The organism is Frigoribacterium sp. Leaf8, from assembly GCF_001421165.1.
GTDB lineage: Bacteria > Actinomycetota > Actinomycetes > Actinomycetales > Microbacteriaceae > Frigoribacterium.
On sequence record NZ_LMKB01000006.1, the window covers coordinates 154,419 to 170,409 of the forward strand.

A 15,991-nucleotide genomic window follows, 5' to 3' on the forward strand; every position below is an offset into this window, starting at 1 on the left:
TTCTCAGCCCCTGGTTCAGTTGATCGAGGTGATCTTGACGCGGGTCAGGTCGGCACGGAAGCCCATGCGACGCTTGTAGCCGGTCTTGTTCTTGTAGTTCTGGATGACGATCTTCGGGCCGCGCAGGTCGTTCAGCACCTCGGCGGTCACGGTGATCCCTGCCAGGGCGTCGGCGGCGGAGGTGACGGTGTCACCGTCGACGTGCAGCACGGCGGGGAGGGTGATGGAGTCGCCTTCGGCGGCCTTGAGGCGGTCGAGGGTGACGATCGTGCCGACCTCGACCTTCTCTTGCCGACCACCGGCGCGCACGACTGCGTAGACCATGTCTGTTCCTTAAGAGTTGGGGTGTCCGGCACGACGCGGCCTCGAGCCAGCGCGCACCAACCGCCCATCGTACAGGGGGCCGCTGGGGCCGTCAACGCGTCCTCCGACGGGCGCCGCGCCTCCTCCGTCCACGACCCCCGCACCGGCAGGCGGACCGACGACTAGCATCCAGGGCGTGATCCTGATCGACGAGGCCGTGTGGCCGGCCCACGACACGTTGTGGGCACACCTGGTGAGCGACGACTCGTACGACGAGTTGCACGCCTTCGCCGCCCGTCACGGCATCCCCCGCCGCGGGTTCGACCACGACCACTACGACGTGCCCGAGTCCCGACGGGCGGAGTTGATCGCCGGTGGGGCCGTCGCCGTGACCGGCCTCGACCTCGCCCGCCGTCTCGAACGCAGCGGGCTGCGGGTGTCCCAGCGGGTGAAACGCGGCCTCACGGCCTGACCGGTTCCGTCCGCCCCGGCCGCAGGCGCGGTCACCAACTCGTGTCGAAGCCCTCGTAACTGGCCACGACCGCGCCCGAGGCGATCTCGACGATGGTGGTCGTGACCCCGTCGGCCACGGGGTCGATCGTGTACGAGTAGTCGGTCGGCGTCGTCGCGTCCCCGACCGACTGGACCGCCAGGTACTGCCCGTTCGGGGAGACGTCGAAGCCCTCGATCACACCGGACGCGCTCGGGGGTTGCCAGAGCGTCCGTGACGTGGCACCGTCGTCGGCGACGACGAGCGTCCGGTACGTGAGCCCGTCGTCGGACGGGACCGACACCTGCTGCACGACGTGGCCTGGGTCGAGGGCCACCAGCGGTCCGGCGAACGGGAGGACGCCGTCGACCGGGGCGGGGGCACGGGGGCGCTCGTCCCCCGTGGCGAGGTCGACGACCATGGAGGCGATCGCCGACGCGGCGATCAGCGTGGTGCCGTCGAGCGACACCCCCTGCAACAGCGAGTACGTCCCCACGGGCCGCACGGGGTCCACTCCCGAGAGGTCGATGACGCTCACCGAGTCGTCGACGGCCTGGACGACGACGTCGTCCTCACCCGGCACGAAGGCCCAGTCGGTGGGTTCGACGGGCTGCCCGGACAGGCCGAGGACCGGGGCCACCGCCCGCTCCCCCTGCAGCGGCAGCGTGTACAACGTCTCGACGTCCGAACCGGTCGGACGGAACGAGAACGCCAGCGTGGTCGTGGCACGGTCGGCCGCGAAGCGGGTGATCAGGCCGGGGGCCTCGGGCACGGGCAGGGTCTCGACGGCGGCCCCGTCGAGCGACACGAGGCTGAGGCTGCTCTGCGTCCCGTCGTCCGTCACGACCGCGACGGCCGAGTCGAACACCTCGTAGGCCTGGATGCGCGGCGCGGACCAGACGGTCGTCCTGTCCGAGCCCCGGAGCCCGGCCCGTTCGATGCGGTCGTCGGCCCCGGACGTGCCGCGCACGAGCCGGTACGCCGTCGCCGGGGGCGTGCTGAACCGCGCCTCCAGGGTCGAGGTCTGTCGCTGGTAGACGCTCGAGACCCCGTCGACGCGGACGTGGTAGTCGGTGTCGTACGCGAGCCGGCCGGTGAAGGTCACGGCGACCACGTCACCCGACGTCTGCACCGTGAAGGCGGCCGCGGGCGTCACGACCACCTGCGAGGCGTCGACGTGCGCGAGCGCCTGGTTGGCGAACACCCGCAGCTGCTGACCGGGACGCTCGACCACGGCCGTCGTGTCGACCTGCGTCTCGCCCGCCTTGGGGCCCTGGAAGTAGGTCAGGCCCACGAAGGCGGCACAGACCACCGCGAGGACGGTGACGACGGCGACCCATCGCGTGCGCCAGCGGGCACCGGCCTCACGGGCGTCCTGCTCGGTGAGGAACACGGGGTCGGACGCGAACGGATCGGGCGTGGCAGCCCCTCCCGTCGCGCCCCGGCCCCGTCCGCCCTCAGTAGAGGTACGGGTCACTGGGCTGTCCCACGGTGGTGACGTCGTCGGGCACGAGGGCGACGGGGTCCTGGCTCGAGCTGCTGCGGTTGGTGTCGAAGCCGCCCGTGACCTCGACCCAGTCGTCGGCGGCTACCTGGTCCTGCCACCCCGGCAGGTAGACGGGCACGCCGACGGGCTGGGCGTCGACCGCGCAGCACGTGATCACGAAGCGCGACACGTAGAACACGTCGTCGGGGTCGGTGTCGGACGGCGTGACGAACCCGACGACGTCGGCGGTCTTGCCCTCGTAGAAGGCGAGGTCGGTCGTCTGCCTCAGCAGGCCGGCCCAGTCGAGGACGCTGAACGACCGGTAGGCGTCCGAGGAGGCGCTGGTCGCGTCGACCACGGTCGTACGGTCGAGCGCCGCGGTCGACGAGTTCACGTCGCGCTGGCCGGCCGTGGCGCTGGTGAGGGTGGCCGGGGGCAGGGCGACGACGGCGATCGCGATGGCGGCGGTGACGGCGACGCCCACCGAGAAGGCGAGACGTCGGGCGCCGGTGGCGACCGGCCGACGCCGGCGCGGCCGGAGGCCGTCCTCGACCGCGGGCACCTCGGCCGCGTCGAGGCGGCCGTCGTGGTCGTGGTCGTGGTCGTGCCCGGGATCGTGGTCGTGGCCGTCGTGCGCGTCGTCGCCCCGGACGGGTGAGAACGCCAGCGTGGCCAACGACAGCGTCATGCCGATCAGGATCATCACGACCGTGAAGACGTCGTACCGGGGGTGGATGTACAGCACGAGCTGCCCGGTCGCGGCGAGCCAGAGGGTGGCGACGCCGACGACGAGCGTCAGCAGCACCCCTTGCCACCGGTCGAGCAGTCGGCGCCAGGGGCGAGGAGCAGGGCTAGGCGACATAGTTGACCACCAGTCCGATCGCGGCACTGGTCAGGGCCACCACGAGGGTGACCTGCCCGAGCACCTTGGGTGTGTAGGTCGTCCGCAGCAGGGCCAGCATCTTGACGTCGATGATGGGGCCGAAGACGAGGAAGGCGGCGATGCCGCCGGGCATGAACGTCGAGGCGAACGGCAGCACGAAGAACGCGTCGACGTTCGAGCAGATCGAGATGACGAAGGCCAGCACCATCATCGCCAGCACCGACCAGACCGGGTTGCTGCCGAGCGCGACGAGCACCGACCGCGGAACGATCGTCTGGATCGCGCCCGCGATGGCCGCGCCGATGAACAGCGCGGGCATCATGGTCGACATCTCGCGGCGGAACAGGTCGACGCTCTTCGCCGTGCGACCCCGGCCGTGCGCATGGCCGTCGTCGACCCGGCACTCGGCCGCGAACGAGGAGGTCAGCAGGCTCTGCTGGTTCGGGTGCTTGCTGAACAGCCAGCCGATCAGGTTCGCGATGACGAACCCGCCGATCAACCGGGCCACGAGGATGCCGTCGTCCCACCCGAACGCCTGGTGCGTGGTGATGATGGTGATCGGGTTGAGGATCGGCGCCGCGAGCAGGAAGGTCATCGACTCGGACACCGTGAAGCCCTTGAGCACGAGCCCCCGCGCCAAGGGCACGTTGCCGCACTCGCAGACGGGCAGGAACATGCCGAGGAACGAGATGACCGCGCGACGGGGCAGCCCCCGCTTCGGCAGCCACGACGAGAAGAACGCCTGCGGCAGCCACTCCTGCACGATGATCGACAGGACGATGCCGAGCAGGACGAACGGCATCGACTCGACGATGACGCTGATGGTCAGCGTGACGAAGTCCTGCAGCGCGTTCGGCAGCAGGCCCGGGCCGAGGAGGGGCGAGGCGAGGCGGACCGCCACGAGCACGGCGAGCACGAGCCCACCGGCCACGAGCAGCGGGACGCGCGACGGTGCCCGACGCGCACGCCGTCCCGCGCCGTGCCCGGCGTGGTCGGTGCGCTCCCGGACGGGAGCGCTCACCGGTCGTCCTCGTTCGGACCGGCCGGGGGCGCGAAGCGCGACCAGTCGTCCGGTGCGGGGGCCGGGTGCGACGGCACGACGGGGCGCTCGGGCGGGACGACGGGGGCCGACGGCGCCGCGGCGACGGTCGTCGGGAGGCGGGTGGAGCGATCGCCCCGGACGGCAGGAGGCGCGACGTCGTCCTCGACGTCGCCCGCGTCGTCACCCTCCCCGGCCTCGGCGACCCGGGGCGTGGGCTCGACCGCCCAGACCTCGTCGCCGTGGCCGCCGCCCAGCCACAGCCGGGCGAGGACGGCCCCGGCCACGAGCAGGGCGGTGTCGACGATGCCCGCCGACAGCGGGATGGTCGTCAGGTAGAGCGCGAGGTTCACCCACGTGCCGCCGTCGATCGAGAGCACGATGCCCGGCACGATCCCGACCACGGCCAGCGCGAGGGTGCCCGCGCCGCCCGCGACCACGGCGTGGCGGACGACCGTCCGGAGGTCGGACCGCGGCGTCAGCGGCCTGATCGTGGCGAGCACGACGAACGAGGCGACGTAGAACGGGAACGGGTAGAGCACGAAGCTGCCGAGGAACTGCCCGACCGGCGTCGCGACGAACCCGCTGGGGAACGCCGTCACCGAGAAGCCGACCGCCGAACCGACGAGCGCGACGAGGCCGAGGGCGAAACGCGCCACCAGCACGACGACCAGGGCCGTGGCCGCCACGAGCAGGCGCTCGCGTCCCTCCGGCCCGGAGGCCGAGACGGACGCAGCCCGGAGCCTCGACCTGACGGTCGGGGGTCCGGGCTGGGTCAGAGGCACGCAGTCACCCTAGACGACCTACAGATCGTCGGAGCTGACCCCCACGCCGAGGATGAACGGACCGGACTCGCCGGTCGTCGTCGGCTCGGCCGGAGCCGCTGCGGTCGTGCCCTGGCTGGAGGCGCGGCGCGAACGCGAACGCCCCTGCCCGGGCTGCTTCGGCTCGGGCAGCGCACCCAGCACCGAGTCGAGCAGCTGCTCGGCGTCCTGGCTGCTGATGCGACGCGGCTCGCGACGCGTGGTCGCGACGGGGATGTCGAGGATCGCGACCGTGGCGTCCGGGGTCGAGACCGTGGCCGACGACCGGCGACGCTCCGTGGCCTTGGCGACCGGCGCCTCCGTGGGCTCGTCGACGGGTGCGGCCACGGCGGCGGCCGGAGCCGACCGCTCGGCCGGGGCGGCCGCGGGGACCTCGATCACACCGGCGCTCGAGTCGGCGGGAGCGGACTCGGCGGGCGACGACTCGGCAGGAGCCGACTCGGCGGCGTCCTCGCCGGTCTCGCGCGCGGCACGTGACGATCCACGGCGGCCCTTGCGGCCCGAACGCCCGCGACGGCCTTCGTCCGCCTGGTCACCGGCTGCCTCGGCGGCCGGCTCGGCCTTCGTGGCACTCGCGGCGGCGGCGTCGATGGCGGCCTCGACCGCCGCGGCGGCCTGGCTGGCCGCGTCGCCGTCCTTGGTGCCGCCTTCTTCGGCATGGGCGATGGTGCTCGCCGCGATGCGCGAGAGGGCGTTCTTCACGTCGTCGGTGATGGCGTGCGTACCCGTCGTGGGGTGAGCCCCACCGGTCGGCGCCGAGGGGCCGCCGCGACCGGACTGCGGCGCGGTGCCGGCACCGGCGCCCGTGTTGTGGCCGTTGCCGCCCGACTTGCCGGACCCGCCGGCCTGGCCGCCACGTCGGCGGTCGCCCTGCTGGCCGCCCTTGCGGGGCTGCTGTTCTTGGACGCGCGCAGCGCTGCCGGCCTCGGAGAACGACTCGGCCAGGCCGAGGCCCAACTTCTTGCGCGTCATCTGGACGAGCCCGAGCGACGTGACCTCGGCCACCTGGTGCTTGGTGCGGTCGCGGCTGAGGCACTCGACCAGACGACGCAGCACGAGGTCACGGTTGGACTCGAGCACCATGTCGATGAAGTCGACGACGATGATGCCGCCGATGTCGCGGAGGCGCAGCTGACGGACGATCTCCTCGGCGGCCTCGAGGTTGTTCTTCGTGACCGTCTCTTCGAGGTTTCCGCCGGAACCGACGAACTTGCCGGTGTTGACGTCGACGACGGTCATCGCCTCGGTGCGGTCGATGACGAGGGAACCGCCCGAGGGCAGCCAGACCTTGCGGTCGAGCGCCTTCTCGATCTGCTCGTTGAGGCGGTACTCGTCGAACGCGTCCTTGTCACCCTCATAGCGCTTGACGCGGTCCATGAGGTCGGGCGCCACCGCCGAGAGGTACGACTGCAGCGTCTCGAACGCCTCGTCGCCGTCGATGACCATCTCGTGGAAGTCCTCGTTGAAGACGTCGCGCACGATCTTGATCAGCAGGTCGGGCTCGGAGTGCAGCTGGTTCGGGGCGTTGCCCGCCGCGACCTTCTTCTCGATGTCGGCCCACTGGTTGGTGAGGCGCTTGACGTCGAGGGTCAGCTGCTCTTCGGTCGCGCCCTCGGCCGCCGTGCGCACGATGACGCCGGTGTTCTCCGGCAGGGCCTCTTTGAGGATCTTCTTCAGACGCGCGCGCTCGGTGTCGGGCAGCTTGCGGCTGATGCCGTTCATCGAGCCGTTGGGCACGTAGACGAGGTAGCGGCCCGGCAGCGAGATCTGGCTCGTGAGACGAGCGCCCTTGTGGCCGACGGGGTCCTTGGTGACCTGGACGAGCACGCGGTCGCCGGGCTTGAGGGCCAGCTCGATGCGACGGGGCTGGTTGCCCGTCGACAGGGAGTCCCAGTCGACCTCGCCCGAGTAGAGCACGGCGTTGCGACCGCGTCCGATGTCGACGAAGGCGGCCTCCATGCTGGGCAGCACGTTCTGGACGCGGCCGAGGTAGACGTTGCCGATCAACGAGACGTTCTGCGCCTTGGCGACGTAGTGCTCGGCCAGGGTGCCGTCCTCCATGACGCCGATCTCGATGCGGTCGCCCGACGAGCGGACGATCATCTTGCGGTCGACGCTCTCGCGACGGGCGAGGAACTCGGCCTCGGTGATGACGGTGCGACGGCGTCCGGCGTCCCGGCCGTCGCGACGACGCTGCTTCTTCGCCTCGAGACGCGTGGAGCCCTTGATGCGCTGCGGCTCGGTGATGAGCTCGGCCTGACGCGGGGCACGGTCGCGGTCGCGACCACGGGGCTCGGAGTCGCGCTCCTCGCGGTCCTGCGAGCGGCCGCGCTGGCGGCGACGCGAGGCGGGCTGCTGCTCGCGGTCGTCGCGCTCGTCACGGTCGTCGCGGTCGTCGTCGTCGCCCTCGCGGTCGTCGTCCCACGAGTCGTCGCGGTCGTACCGGTCGTCACGGTCGTCGCGCTGTCGTCGACCGGGGCGGGCCGGCAGGACGGTGATCTCGGGTGCGTGGAAGATCAACGACGTCGTCGTGAGGTTCGCCGGGATCGGCGACGCCCCGTCGGTCGTCGCGTCGTCGGCCGTCGCGGCCCCGGTCGGTGACGGCTGGGTCGCCGCAGCGACGAACGCCTCGGCGACGGCGTCGGTCTCGCTCTGCTGGGAGGTCGGGGCCTGGGCCGCGACCTGCTCGTCGGTGGTCTCGGTCTCGTGGGTCACGGGTGATGCCTCCTGGGCGTCGTCTGTCGTCCGGACGGGTGAAGGGAGTGCTGCCTGCTGCCTGGCGGGGGCCGTCGCCGGGGCGGCGTCGACCGCCGCCTGGCGAGCCCTGAGGCCTGCGAACAATCCCCTTCTCTTCTTCGGACGTCCGTCGTTGTCTGTGTTGTCGTTCACCACTTGCGGTGCGCTCCTCGCCCCGCCGAGGCCATGCCGTCGGCAGGAATTCTCGTGTCGTGGCCGGGCGGTGACGTGGCACCTGCCCCTGACCACCGCGCCCTCTCACGGCGCGCCTTGTCGGACACGCCACGTTCGGTCACCCGGGGTGTCGACCGACCTGCGGTCGTCGCCCTCGATGTCGTTCGTCGACGTGCTGTTCTTCGTGTCGCCTTGCTGGTTCGGAACTGGCCATCCGACGATGAGCGCCTGCGCTCTGGCCCGGATTCCGCTCGACCTGGTCGACCACGCGATCTCTCGCGTGACGACGACGGCCGGCACTGCCCGGTAAGCCTGGATCTCGGGGCCTGGGCCCCACGACTGGCTCGATTATCGCACGCCCACGCCGGTCCGGGGTCAAAGCGGACGCCCCGACGGCCCGTGCGATACTGCTGGACGTGACCGTCGAGACGCCTCGGGCCGTGACCCTGCCCACCGGCCGCACCCCGTTCGTCGCGGCCGTGCTGCTCGTCGTCGCCGGTCTCGGCGGACTCGTGGGGGCCTTCGCCCTGACCCTCGACAAGTTCCGACTGCTCGAGAACCCGGGCGCGGCGCTCGGCTGCGACGTCAACCCGTTCGTGGGCTGCTCACCCGTCATCAACAGCTGGCAGGCCTCGCTCTTCGGCTTCCCCAACCCGATCCTCGGCCTGATCGGCTTCGCGGCCCCCGTGGCGGTGGGCCTGGGCCTGCTCGCCGGTGCGCGCTTCGCCCGGTGGTTCTGGCTGGCCTTCAACCTCGGGCTGCTGCTCGCCTGGATCTTCATCACCTGGCTCTTCACCCAGACCGTGTTCGTCATCGGCGCGCTCTGCCCGTGGTGCATGCTCGTCTGGCTCTTCACCATCCCGCTGTTCTGGGTCTTCACGGTGTGGGGCGCGGCTCGCGGCGTCACCGTCCCGGACGGGCCGCTCCGACGTGCGGCGGCACGCTTCCTCCCCTACTCGTGGGTGCTGCCGGTGCTCAACTACATCGTCGTCGCCACGACCATCGTCGTCGTGTTCCCGTTGCTGCTGCCGACGCTGTTCGGGTGAGCCGCGCCTCCTCGCGTCCCCGGCTCGGGCCCACCCGCCCCGTCAGTCGCACTCAGGTCGCTCCCAGCCGAATCAGGGTCGGCCTCGCCAGTCTTGACCGACGACCCCCGAGCCACGACGAGGACTGATGACGCCACCCACCGACTCCCCCGCCAGCAAGAAGGAACGCCGAGAAGCAGCCCGCGAGAAGGCCCGCGTCACGCGCGAGGCCGAGGCCCGACGTCGACGACGCAACAAGTGGCTCCTGCAGGGCGGCCTGGTCGTGGGCATCGTGGCGGTGCTCGCGATCGTCGCGCTCGTCATCACGCAGTCGATCAAGCCGGCCGGTCCCGGCCCTGCGAACATGGCGAGCGACGGCCTGGTGCTCGAGGGCTCGAACGGGGCGGTGACCGCCGTGCCGAGTGGCGCCCTCGCCGCCGACGCGACCCCGACCCCGGCCCCGAGCGCCTCGGGCGACGTGCCGTCGATCGTGGTCTACCTCGACTACATGTGCCCGTTCTGCGGCCAGTTCGACACGACGAACGCCCAGCAGCTCGAGGAAGCCGTCTCGAGCGGTGCCGCCACCTTGGCGATCCACCCCATCGGGTTCCTCGACAACGCCTCGCAGGGCAGCCGGTACTCGACGCGGGCCGCCAACGCCTTCGCCTGCGTCGCGAACCACGAGCCCGACAAGGCGCTCGACGTCAACACCGCCCTGTTCGCGCAGCAACCCGAGGAGAACACCCGGGGCCTGACGAACGACGAGCTCGTCACCCTGGTGCAGGGTGCCGGGGCGACCGACGACCAGATCCCGTCGTGCATCAAGGCGGGCGACTTCGAGGACTGGGTCGCCTCGGCCACCCAGCGGGCGTTGAACGACCCGATCCCGAACTCGTCGCTCGACAAGCTCGCGAGCACCCCGCTCGTCCTGGTGAACGGCCAGCAGTACCAGGGCTCGTTGACCGACGCGAGCACCTTCGCGCAGTTCGTCGCCGAGGTGCAGAACGGCGCCCCGACCGGTGACACGAGCACGGGCGACACCGAGGGCTCGACGGCGACGCCGGCCCCCTGACGACGCGACCCGTCGACACGACCGAGCCCGCGCCTCCTGATGGACTCAGGAGGCGCGGGCTCGGTGGTCTCCGGCGTCACGCCGGTCGGCGGCTCAGAACCAGAGGGCCAGCTCGCGCGTGGCGCTCTCGGGGCTGTCGCTGCCGTGCACCAGGTTCTGCTGGACCTTCAGGCCCCAGTCGCGGCCGAGGTCGCCACGGATCGTTCCGGGGGCCGCGGTCGTCGGGTCGGTCGTGCCGGCGAGCGAGCGGAAGCCCGCGATGACGGCGTCGCCCGCGATGCGCAGCGCGACGGTCGGGCCGCTCTGCATGAACTCGACGAGGGGCTCGTAGAACGGCTTGCCCACGTGCTCCTCGTAGTGCTTCGCGAGCAGGTCGCGGTCGGCCTGCACGAGGCGGACGTCGACGAGCGAGTACCCCTTGGCCTCGATGCGGCGCAGGATCTCGCCGGTCAGGCCGCGGGCGACGCCGTCGGGCTTGACGAGGACGAGGGTTTCTTCGAGATCGGACATTGCTCCTCTTTCGGTGGGTGGCGGATGGCTCGGTGGGTGGCGGATGGCTCGCGGGCGGGCGCCCGGAGGACGGGTCGGTGGGTGTCGGCTCAGGCCACGTCACCGGGCGCGTCGCGCAGCCGGGCGGCGTTCATGCGGTCGAGCTGTGTGCCCTTGACGAGGCAGTAGGTCCAGATGGCCACGAACAGGGCGGCCACGACGAACATGACCGGATCGAGGAACCCACAGGCCACGAGACCCAGCTGGACGAGCCAGCCGAGGGCGACGCCCCACCGCCAGCGCAGGGTCTGCGAGATCAGCAGCGTCAGGACGATCGCGGCGAGGCCTCCGCCCCAGGCGACGCCGGCCGGCAGCAACTGCCGCCCGAAGACGACGAGGGTGACGAAGAACAGCGTCATGGCCTCGAGCACGAGGACGATCGAGAGCAGGCTCTCGGCCGCCCCGCGACGTCGACGGGGGCGCGGCGCGCGCCCGCCGGCTCCGGCTCCGGCTCCGGCGGGAGGCGGTGGCGTCGTCACGAGAGCCCCTCGGGCTGCTGAGAGAGGGCGATGACGTCGCCGACCAGCGTGATCGACCCCGTCACGACGACGCCGCCGGGCTCGTCGCCCTCGACCTCGTCGGCCAGGTCGCGCGCCGTGCGCAGGGCCGCCACGAGGTCGGTCTCGACGACGACGCGATCGGCACCCACGACGCCCACCGCGATGGCGGCGAGCTCGTCGGCGTCGATCGCCCGGTCGGACTTCGAGCTCGTCACGACGAACTGGGTGATCGTGGGCGCCAGGGCGCGGACGATGCCCGCGGCGTCCTTGTCGGCCAACACGCTGAGCACCGCGACGACGCCGCCGAACTGGAAGTAGTCGTCGAGGGCCTTGGCCAGGGCGCGGGCGCCGTGCGGGTTGTGCGCCGCGTCGACCAGGATCGTCGGCTCGTTGGCGACGATCTGCAGGCGGCCGGGCGACGTCGCACTCGCGAGTCCCTCGGCGAGCACCTCGTGGTCGAGCGGCTGCGACCCGCCGCCGAGGAAGGACTCGACGGCCGCGACCGCGACGGCGGCGTTCTGGGCCTGGTGGTCACCGAACTGCGGCAGGAGCAGGTCGTCGTACCGGCCCGCGAGCCCGCGGATCGTGACGACCTGGCCGCCGACGGCGACGGTGGTGGACTCGACGCCGAAGGCGGTGCCCTCGACCGCGAGCGACCCCTCGCTCAACTCGACGGCGCGTTCGAGTTCGACCAGGGCCTCGGGGGTCTGCGACGCCGAGACCACGGCGGCCGTGGGCTTGACGATCCCGGCCTTCGTGCGGGCGATCTCGGCCACGGTCGAGCCGAGACGGTTCTGGTGGTCGAGGGCGATGGGGGTGAAGACGGCGACCTGGCCGTCGGCCACGTTCGTGCTGTCCCATTCGCCCCCCATGCCGACCTCCAGCACGACCACGTCGGCGGGAGCGTCGGCGAAGCAGGCGAAGGCGAGCACCGTCAGGGCCTCGAAGAAGGTCAGGGTGGGCTCCCCCGACGCTTCGAGATCGGTGTCGACCATGGTCAGGTAGGGCTGGATGTCGTCCCAGTTGGCGACCAGGCGCTCGTCGCTGATCGGCTCGCCGTCGACCACGATGCGCTCGTTGAGGTGCACGAGGTGCGGGCTCGTCATGAGCCCGGTGCGCAGGCCGTGCGCCCGCAGGATGCTCTCGATCATCCGGCTGGTCGACGTCTTGCCGTTCGTGCCGGTGAGGTGGATCACCGGGTAGGCCCGCTGCGGGTCGCCCAGCAGCTCGACGGCTCGCCGGGTCGGCTCGAGCCGCGGCTGCGGGGCCTGCTCGCCGATGCGTGCCAGCAGCTCGTCGTGGACGCGCTGCGCGCCGGCCGCGAACTCGCCTCCCTGCTCGTCGGCGGGATCGCCCTGACGGTCGTTCTTCTTCGGGGTCATGCGCGTCGTACCTCCACGACGACGGCCGAGCCGGAGCCCGATCCGACGACGGTCTTCTCGGGCCGCTCGCCGACGCCCTCCTGGACGTCGACGATCAGCTCGGTGGTCAGGGTCTCGCGGGAGATCAGCTCACGGTGGGCCTCGACGGCGGCCGCCGCGACGGCGTCGGTCGTGAGCGTCGTCACGATGCGGTCGGACACGTCGAGGTCGGCGGTCTTCCGGGCCTGCTGCACGGCACGCACGACGTCGCGGGCCAGGCCCTCGGCCTCGAGCTCGGGCGTGGTCGCGGTGTCGAGCAGCACGAAGCCGCCGTCGCCGACGAAGGCGAGAGCGCTCGACGCGTCGGCGACGGCCAGCTCGAGCGTGAACTCGCCGGGCAGCAACTCGACGCCGCCGACGACGACGTTCTCGCCCGCGGGCTGCCAGTCGCCCCTCTTCGCCGCCGGGATGACCTGTTGCACCTGCTTGCCGATGCGCGGACCGGCCGCCCGGGCGTTGACGGTGAGCTTGCGGGTGACGCCGTATTCTCCGAGGCTCTCCTCGGTCAGGCGGGTCACGACGACCTGCTTGACGTTGAGCTCGTCGCGCACGATGTCGGCGAACGCCTCGAGGCCCGCGGGGTCGGGCGTGACGACGGTCAGACGGGCCAACGGCAGGCGGACGCGCAGCCCCTGGGCCTTGCGCAGCGCCAGGCCGCTCGATGCGACCGCGCGAACGGCGTCCATCGCGGCCACGAGGGCGTCGTCGGCCGGGAACGCCGAGGCGTCGGGCCAGTCGGTCAGGTGCACCGAGCGACCCCCGGTGAGTCCCTTGTAGATCTCGTCCGCGACGAGGGGCGCGAGCGGGGCCGCGACCCGGGTGAGGGTCTCGAGCACCGTGAAGAGGGTGTCGAAGGCGTCGACGTCGTCGCCCGACCAGAACCGGTCACGCGAGCGTCGGACGTACCAGTTGGTCAGGACGTCGGCGAAGTCGCGCAGCGTCGCGGTGGCCCGCGGCGTGTCGAGGGCGTCGAGGGCCGCCTCGACGTCCGTGACCAGGAGGCGCGTCTTCGCCAGCAGGTAGCGGTCGAGGACGTCGCTCGAGTCGGTTCGCCACTGCGCGTCGTGACCGGGGGCGGCGTGACGACCCGCGCCTCCGGACGCCGCGTTGGCGTAGAGCGAGAAGAAGTACCAGGTGCTCCAGAGCGGCAGCAGGAACTGCCGGACGCCCTCGCGGATGCCCTCTTCGGTGACGACGAGGTTGCCGCCGCGGATCACCGAACTCGACATGAGGAACCAGCGCATGGCGTCGGCCCCGTCGCGGTCGAAGACCTCGCTGACGTCGGGGTAGTTGCGCAGGCTCTTCGACATCTTCTGACCGTCGGAGCCGAGCACGATGCCGTGGCTGACCACGTTCGAGAAGGCCGGGCGGTCGAACAACGCGGTGGAGAGCGTGTGCAGCGTGTAGAACCAGCCACGGGTCTGGCCGATGTACTCGACGATGAAGTCGGCAGGGCTGTGCTCGTCGAACCACTGCTGGTTCTCGAACGGGTAGTGCACCTGTGCGAACGGCATCGAGCCGCTGTCGAACCAGACGTCGAGGACGTCCTCGATGCGGCGCATCGTGCTCTGCCCGGTCGGATCGTCGGGGTTCGGTCGGGTGAGCTCGTCGATGTAGGGGCGGTGCAGGTCGGGCTCGCCGTCGGCATTGAGCGGCAGGCGGCCGAAGTCGGCCTCCATCTCGGCCAGCGAGCCGTAGACGTCGACGCGCGGGTAGGCGGGGTCGTCGCTCTTCCACACCGGGATCGGTGAACCCCAGTAGCGGTTGCGCGAGATCGACCAGTCGCGGGCGTTGCCGACCCACTTGCCGAACTGGCCGTCCTTGACGTTGTCGGGCACCCAGGTGATCTGCTGGTTCAGCTCGCCCATGCGGTCGCGGAACTCGGTGACGCGCACGAACCAGCTCGACACCGCCTTGTAGATCAGGGGGTTGCGGCAGCGCCAGCAGTGCGGGTAGCTGTGCTCGTAGCTGGCGAGGCGCACCAGGCGACCGTCGGCGCGGAGGCGCTGCACCAACGGCTTGTTGGCCTCGAAGACCTGGAGGCCGGCGACGCCCAGCTCGTCGAACATCGGCAGGAAGCGCCCACCGTCGTCGACCGAGACGATCACGGGGATGCCCGCGGCGGCGCAGACCAGCTGGTCGTCCTCGCCGTAGGCCGGGGCCTGGTGCACGATGCCGGTGCCCTCGCCGGTGGCGACGTAGTCGGCGACCAGCACGCGCCAGGCGTTCTCGGTGCCCCAGGCCTCGGTGTCGGCGTAGACGTCCCAGATGCGGTCGTACTCGACGCCCTCGAGCTCGGCACCGGCGAAGGTCGCGGTGACGGCGGCCTGGGCGGACTCGGCGGACTCGTAGCCCAGGTCACGCGCGTAGGCGCCGAGCGTGTCGGCCGCGAGCAGGAACACGCTGCCGGTCAACAGCTCTTGGTCGCCGGTGCGCTCGCCCGGCAGGAGGGCGTGGGGCACGGTGACGTAGTCGATGGCCGGTCCCACGGCCAGCGCCATGTTGGTCGGGAGGGTCCACGGGGTGGTCGTCCAGGCCAGCGCCTCGACGCCGGTCAGGCCGAGCGCCTCGGCCTTGGCGCCGACGAGGGGGAAGGCGACGGTGACCGTCTGGTCCTGACGGTTCTTGTAGACGTCGTCGTCCATGCGCAGTTCGTGGTTGGACAAGGGGGTCTGGTCGTGCCAGCAGTAGGGCAGCACACGGAAGCCCTCGTAGGCGAGTCCCTTGTCGTGCAGCTGCTTGAAGGCCCAGACGACGCTCTCCATGTAGTCGACGTCGAGGGTCTTGTAGTCGTGGTCGAAGTCGACCCAGCGCGCCTGGCGGGTGACGTACCGCTGCCATTCGTCGGTGTACTGCAGCACCGATCGGCGGGCGGCGGCGTTGAACACGTCGATGCCCATGTCGTCGATCTCGTGCTTCTCGGTCAGCCCGAGCTGACGCATCGCCTCGAGCTCGGCGGGCAGGCCGTGGGTGTCCCAGCCGAAGCGGCGGTGCACCTGCTTGCCGCGCATGGTCTGGTACCGCGGGAAGACGTCCTTGGCGTAACCCGTCAGGAGGTGTCCGTAGTGCGGCAGGCCGTTGGCGAACGGCGGGCCGTCGTAGAAGACCCACTCGTCGCAACCCTCGCGTGCACGGATCGACTCGGCGAAGGTGTCGTCGCGCTTCCAGAAGGCGAGGACGCCGGTCTCGATCTCGGGGAATCGCGGGGAGGCGGGGACGCCGGTGGCGTCGGAACCCTTGGGGTAGGTCATCGGTTCTCCAGGTCGTGCGGTGGGTCGCCCCCGCTGCGCTGGCCGAGGGACCTTCTGACCACGAGGACGCCGTCCGGGTGCCTGACCCGGGTGGCGCGGTACCACCCCGCTTGCCGCCGTCGTCGTCCTCTCGGACGGCGACCGCGACCGCTCTGCTGCGGCTGTGACGGGCCTGCCCCGCCCGGTTCTACCGACGACCACCGGGCCTGGGCCCGCCGCTCGCTTTCTTCCGGGTGCT

At 71.4% G+C, this 15,991-nt stretch carries 14 protein-coding genes; 4 read left to right on the forward strand and 10 right to left on the reverse strand.

Features of this window, described 5'->3' with window-relative positions:
- Positions 1-15: 15 nt before the first annotated feature.
- Entirely contained in the window at positions 16-324 is a 309-nt protein-coding gene (rplU, locus tag ASL10_RS12265) for a 50S ribosomal protein L21 (protein WP_056048310.1), read from the reverse strand.
- Between the two features lie 175 nt (positions 325-499).
- Here rplU and ASL10_RS12270 point away from each other — a divergent pair, with 175 nt between their 5' ends.
- Positions 500-775: a DUF4031 domain-containing protein gene (locus ASL10_RS12270; protein WP_369794401.1), complete on the forward strand. Its 276-nt coding sequence runs from the start codon at positions 500-502 to the stop codon at positions 773-775.
- 31 nt (positions 776-806) lie between these two features.
- On the opposite strand, the gene ASL10_RS12275 is transcribed toward ASL10_RS12270, so the two are convergent.
- The 5 genes from ASL10_RS12275 to ASL10_RS12295 form a co-directional block, all read right to left on the reverse strand.
- Entirely contained in the window at positions 807-2,186 is a 1,380-nt protein-coding gene (locus ASL10_RS12275) for a hypothetical protein (RefSeq protein WP_056048313.1), read from the reverse strand.
- 64 nt (positions 2,187-2,250) lie between these two features.
- A complete protein-coding gene (locus ASL10_RS12280) occupies positions 2,251-3,141 on the reverse strand; it encodes a TIGR03943 family protein (protein WP_082460550.1) in 891 nt (296 codons plus the stop codon).
- Entirely contained in the window at positions 3,131-4,183 is a 1,053-nt protein-coding gene (locus ASL10_RS12285) for a permease (protein WP_056048320.1), read from the reverse strand. Before ASL10_RS12285 ends, ASL10_RS12280 begins: the two co-directional genes overlap by 11 nt.
- The gene (locus ASL10_RS12290) at positions 4,180-4,986 is read right to left on the reverse strand and encodes a hypothetical protein (protein ID WP_056048323.1); all 807 of its coding nucleotides are present in this window, start codon (positions 4,984-4,986) and stop codon (positions 4,180-4,182) included. The genes ASL10_RS12285 and ASL10_RS12290 overlap by 4 nt, the downstream gene beginning before the upstream one ends.
- Before the next feature lie 18 nt (positions 4,987-5,004).
- Positions 5,005-7,740: an Rne/Rng family ribonuclease gene (locus ASL10_RS12295; protein ID WP_342211736.1), complete on the reverse strand. Its 2,736-nt coding sequence runs from the start codon at positions 7,738-7,740 to the stop codon at positions 5,005-5,007.
- A 322-nt stretch (positions 7,741-8,062) separates the two neighbouring features.
- Here ASL10_RS12295 and ASL10_RS12300 point away from each other — a divergent pair, with 322 nt between their 5' ends.
- The 3 genes from ASL10_RS12300 (at position 8,063) to ASL10_RS12310 (ending at position 10,032) form a co-directional block, all read left to right on the forward strand.
- Positions 8,063-8,245 carry a hypothetical protein gene (locus ASL10_RS12300; protein ID WP_056048330.1) on the forward strand — a complete coding sequence of 61 codons (183 nt, stop codon included), beginning with the start codon at positions 8,063-8,065 and terminating at the stop codon, positions 8,243-8,245.
- Positions 8,246-8,351: 106 nt separating this feature from the next.
- Positions 8,352-8,981, forward strand: a complete 630-nt coding sequence (locus tag ASL10_RS12305) for a vitamin K epoxide reductase family protein (RefSeq protein ID WP_233568524.1) — start codon at positions 8,352-8,354, stop codon at positions 8,979-8,981.
- Between the two features lie 127 nt (positions 8,982-9,108).
- Positions 9,109-10,032 (forward strand): thioredoxin domain-containing protein, encoded by a 924-nt coding sequence (locus tag ASL10_RS12310; RefSeq protein ID WP_056048331.1) that lies wholly within the window; start codon positions 9,109-9,111, stop codon positions 10,030-10,032.
- Between the two features lie 93 nt (positions 10,033-10,125).
- On the opposite strand, the gene ndk is transcribed toward ASL10_RS12310, so the two are convergent.
- From ndk to ileS, 4 genes are all read right to left on the reverse strand, one after another.
- A complete protein-coding gene (gene ndk / locus ASL10_RS12315; protein WP_056048334.1) occupies positions 10,126-10,542 on the reverse strand; it encodes a nucleoside-diphosphate kinase in 417 nt (138 codons plus the stop codon).
- A gap of 89 nt (positions 10,543-10,631) precedes the next feature.
- Complete coding sequence (locus ASL10_RS12320) at positions 10,632-11,060, reverse strand: DUF4233 domain-containing protein (protein ID WP_056048336.1); 429 nt, start codon at positions 11,058-11,060, stop codon at positions 10,632-10,634.
- Complete coding sequence (locus tag ASL10_RS12325) at positions 11,057-12,463, reverse strand: folylpolyglutamate synthase/dihydrofolate synthase family protein (protein WP_082460551.1); 1,407 nt, start codon at positions 12,461-12,463, stop codon at positions 11,057-11,059. The genes ASL10_RS12320 and ASL10_RS12325 overlap by 4 nt, the downstream gene beginning before the upstream one ends.
- Positions 12,460-15,753, reverse strand: coding sequence for an isoleucine--tRNA ligase (gene ileS, locus ASL10_RS12330; protein ID WP_056048340.1), 3,294 nt, complete (start codon positions 15,751-15,753; stop codon positions 12,460-12,462). The genes ASL10_RS12325 and ileS overlap by 4 nt, the downstream gene beginning before the upstream one ends.
- Positions 15,754-15,991 lie beyond the last annotated feature (238 nt).

Coding starts and splice junctions, on each gene's coding strand:
- rplU (WP_056048310.1), bottom strand. CDS start 324: ATGGTCTACGCAGTCGTGCGCGCCGGTGGTCGGCAAGAGAAGGTCGAG.
- ASL10_RS12280 (WP_082460550.1), bottom strand. CDS start 3,141: ATGTCGCCTAGCCCTGCTCCTCGCCCCTGGCGCCGACTGCTCGACCGG.
- ASL10_RS12310 (WP_056048331.1), top strand. CDS start 9,109: ATGACGCCACCCACCGACTCCCCCGCCAGCAAGAAGGAACGCCGAGAA.
- ndk (WP_056048334.1), bottom strand. CDS start 10,542: ATGTCCGATCTCGAAGAAACCCTCGTCCTCGTCAAGCCCGACGGCGTC.
- ASL10_RS12325 (WP_082460551.1), bottom strand. CDS start 12,463: ATGACCCCGAAGAAGAACGACCGTCAGGGCGATCCCGCCGACGAGCAG.
- ileS (WP_056048340.1), bottom strand. CDS start 15,753: ATGACCTACCCCAAGGGTTCCGACGCCACCGGCGTCCCCGCCTCCCCG.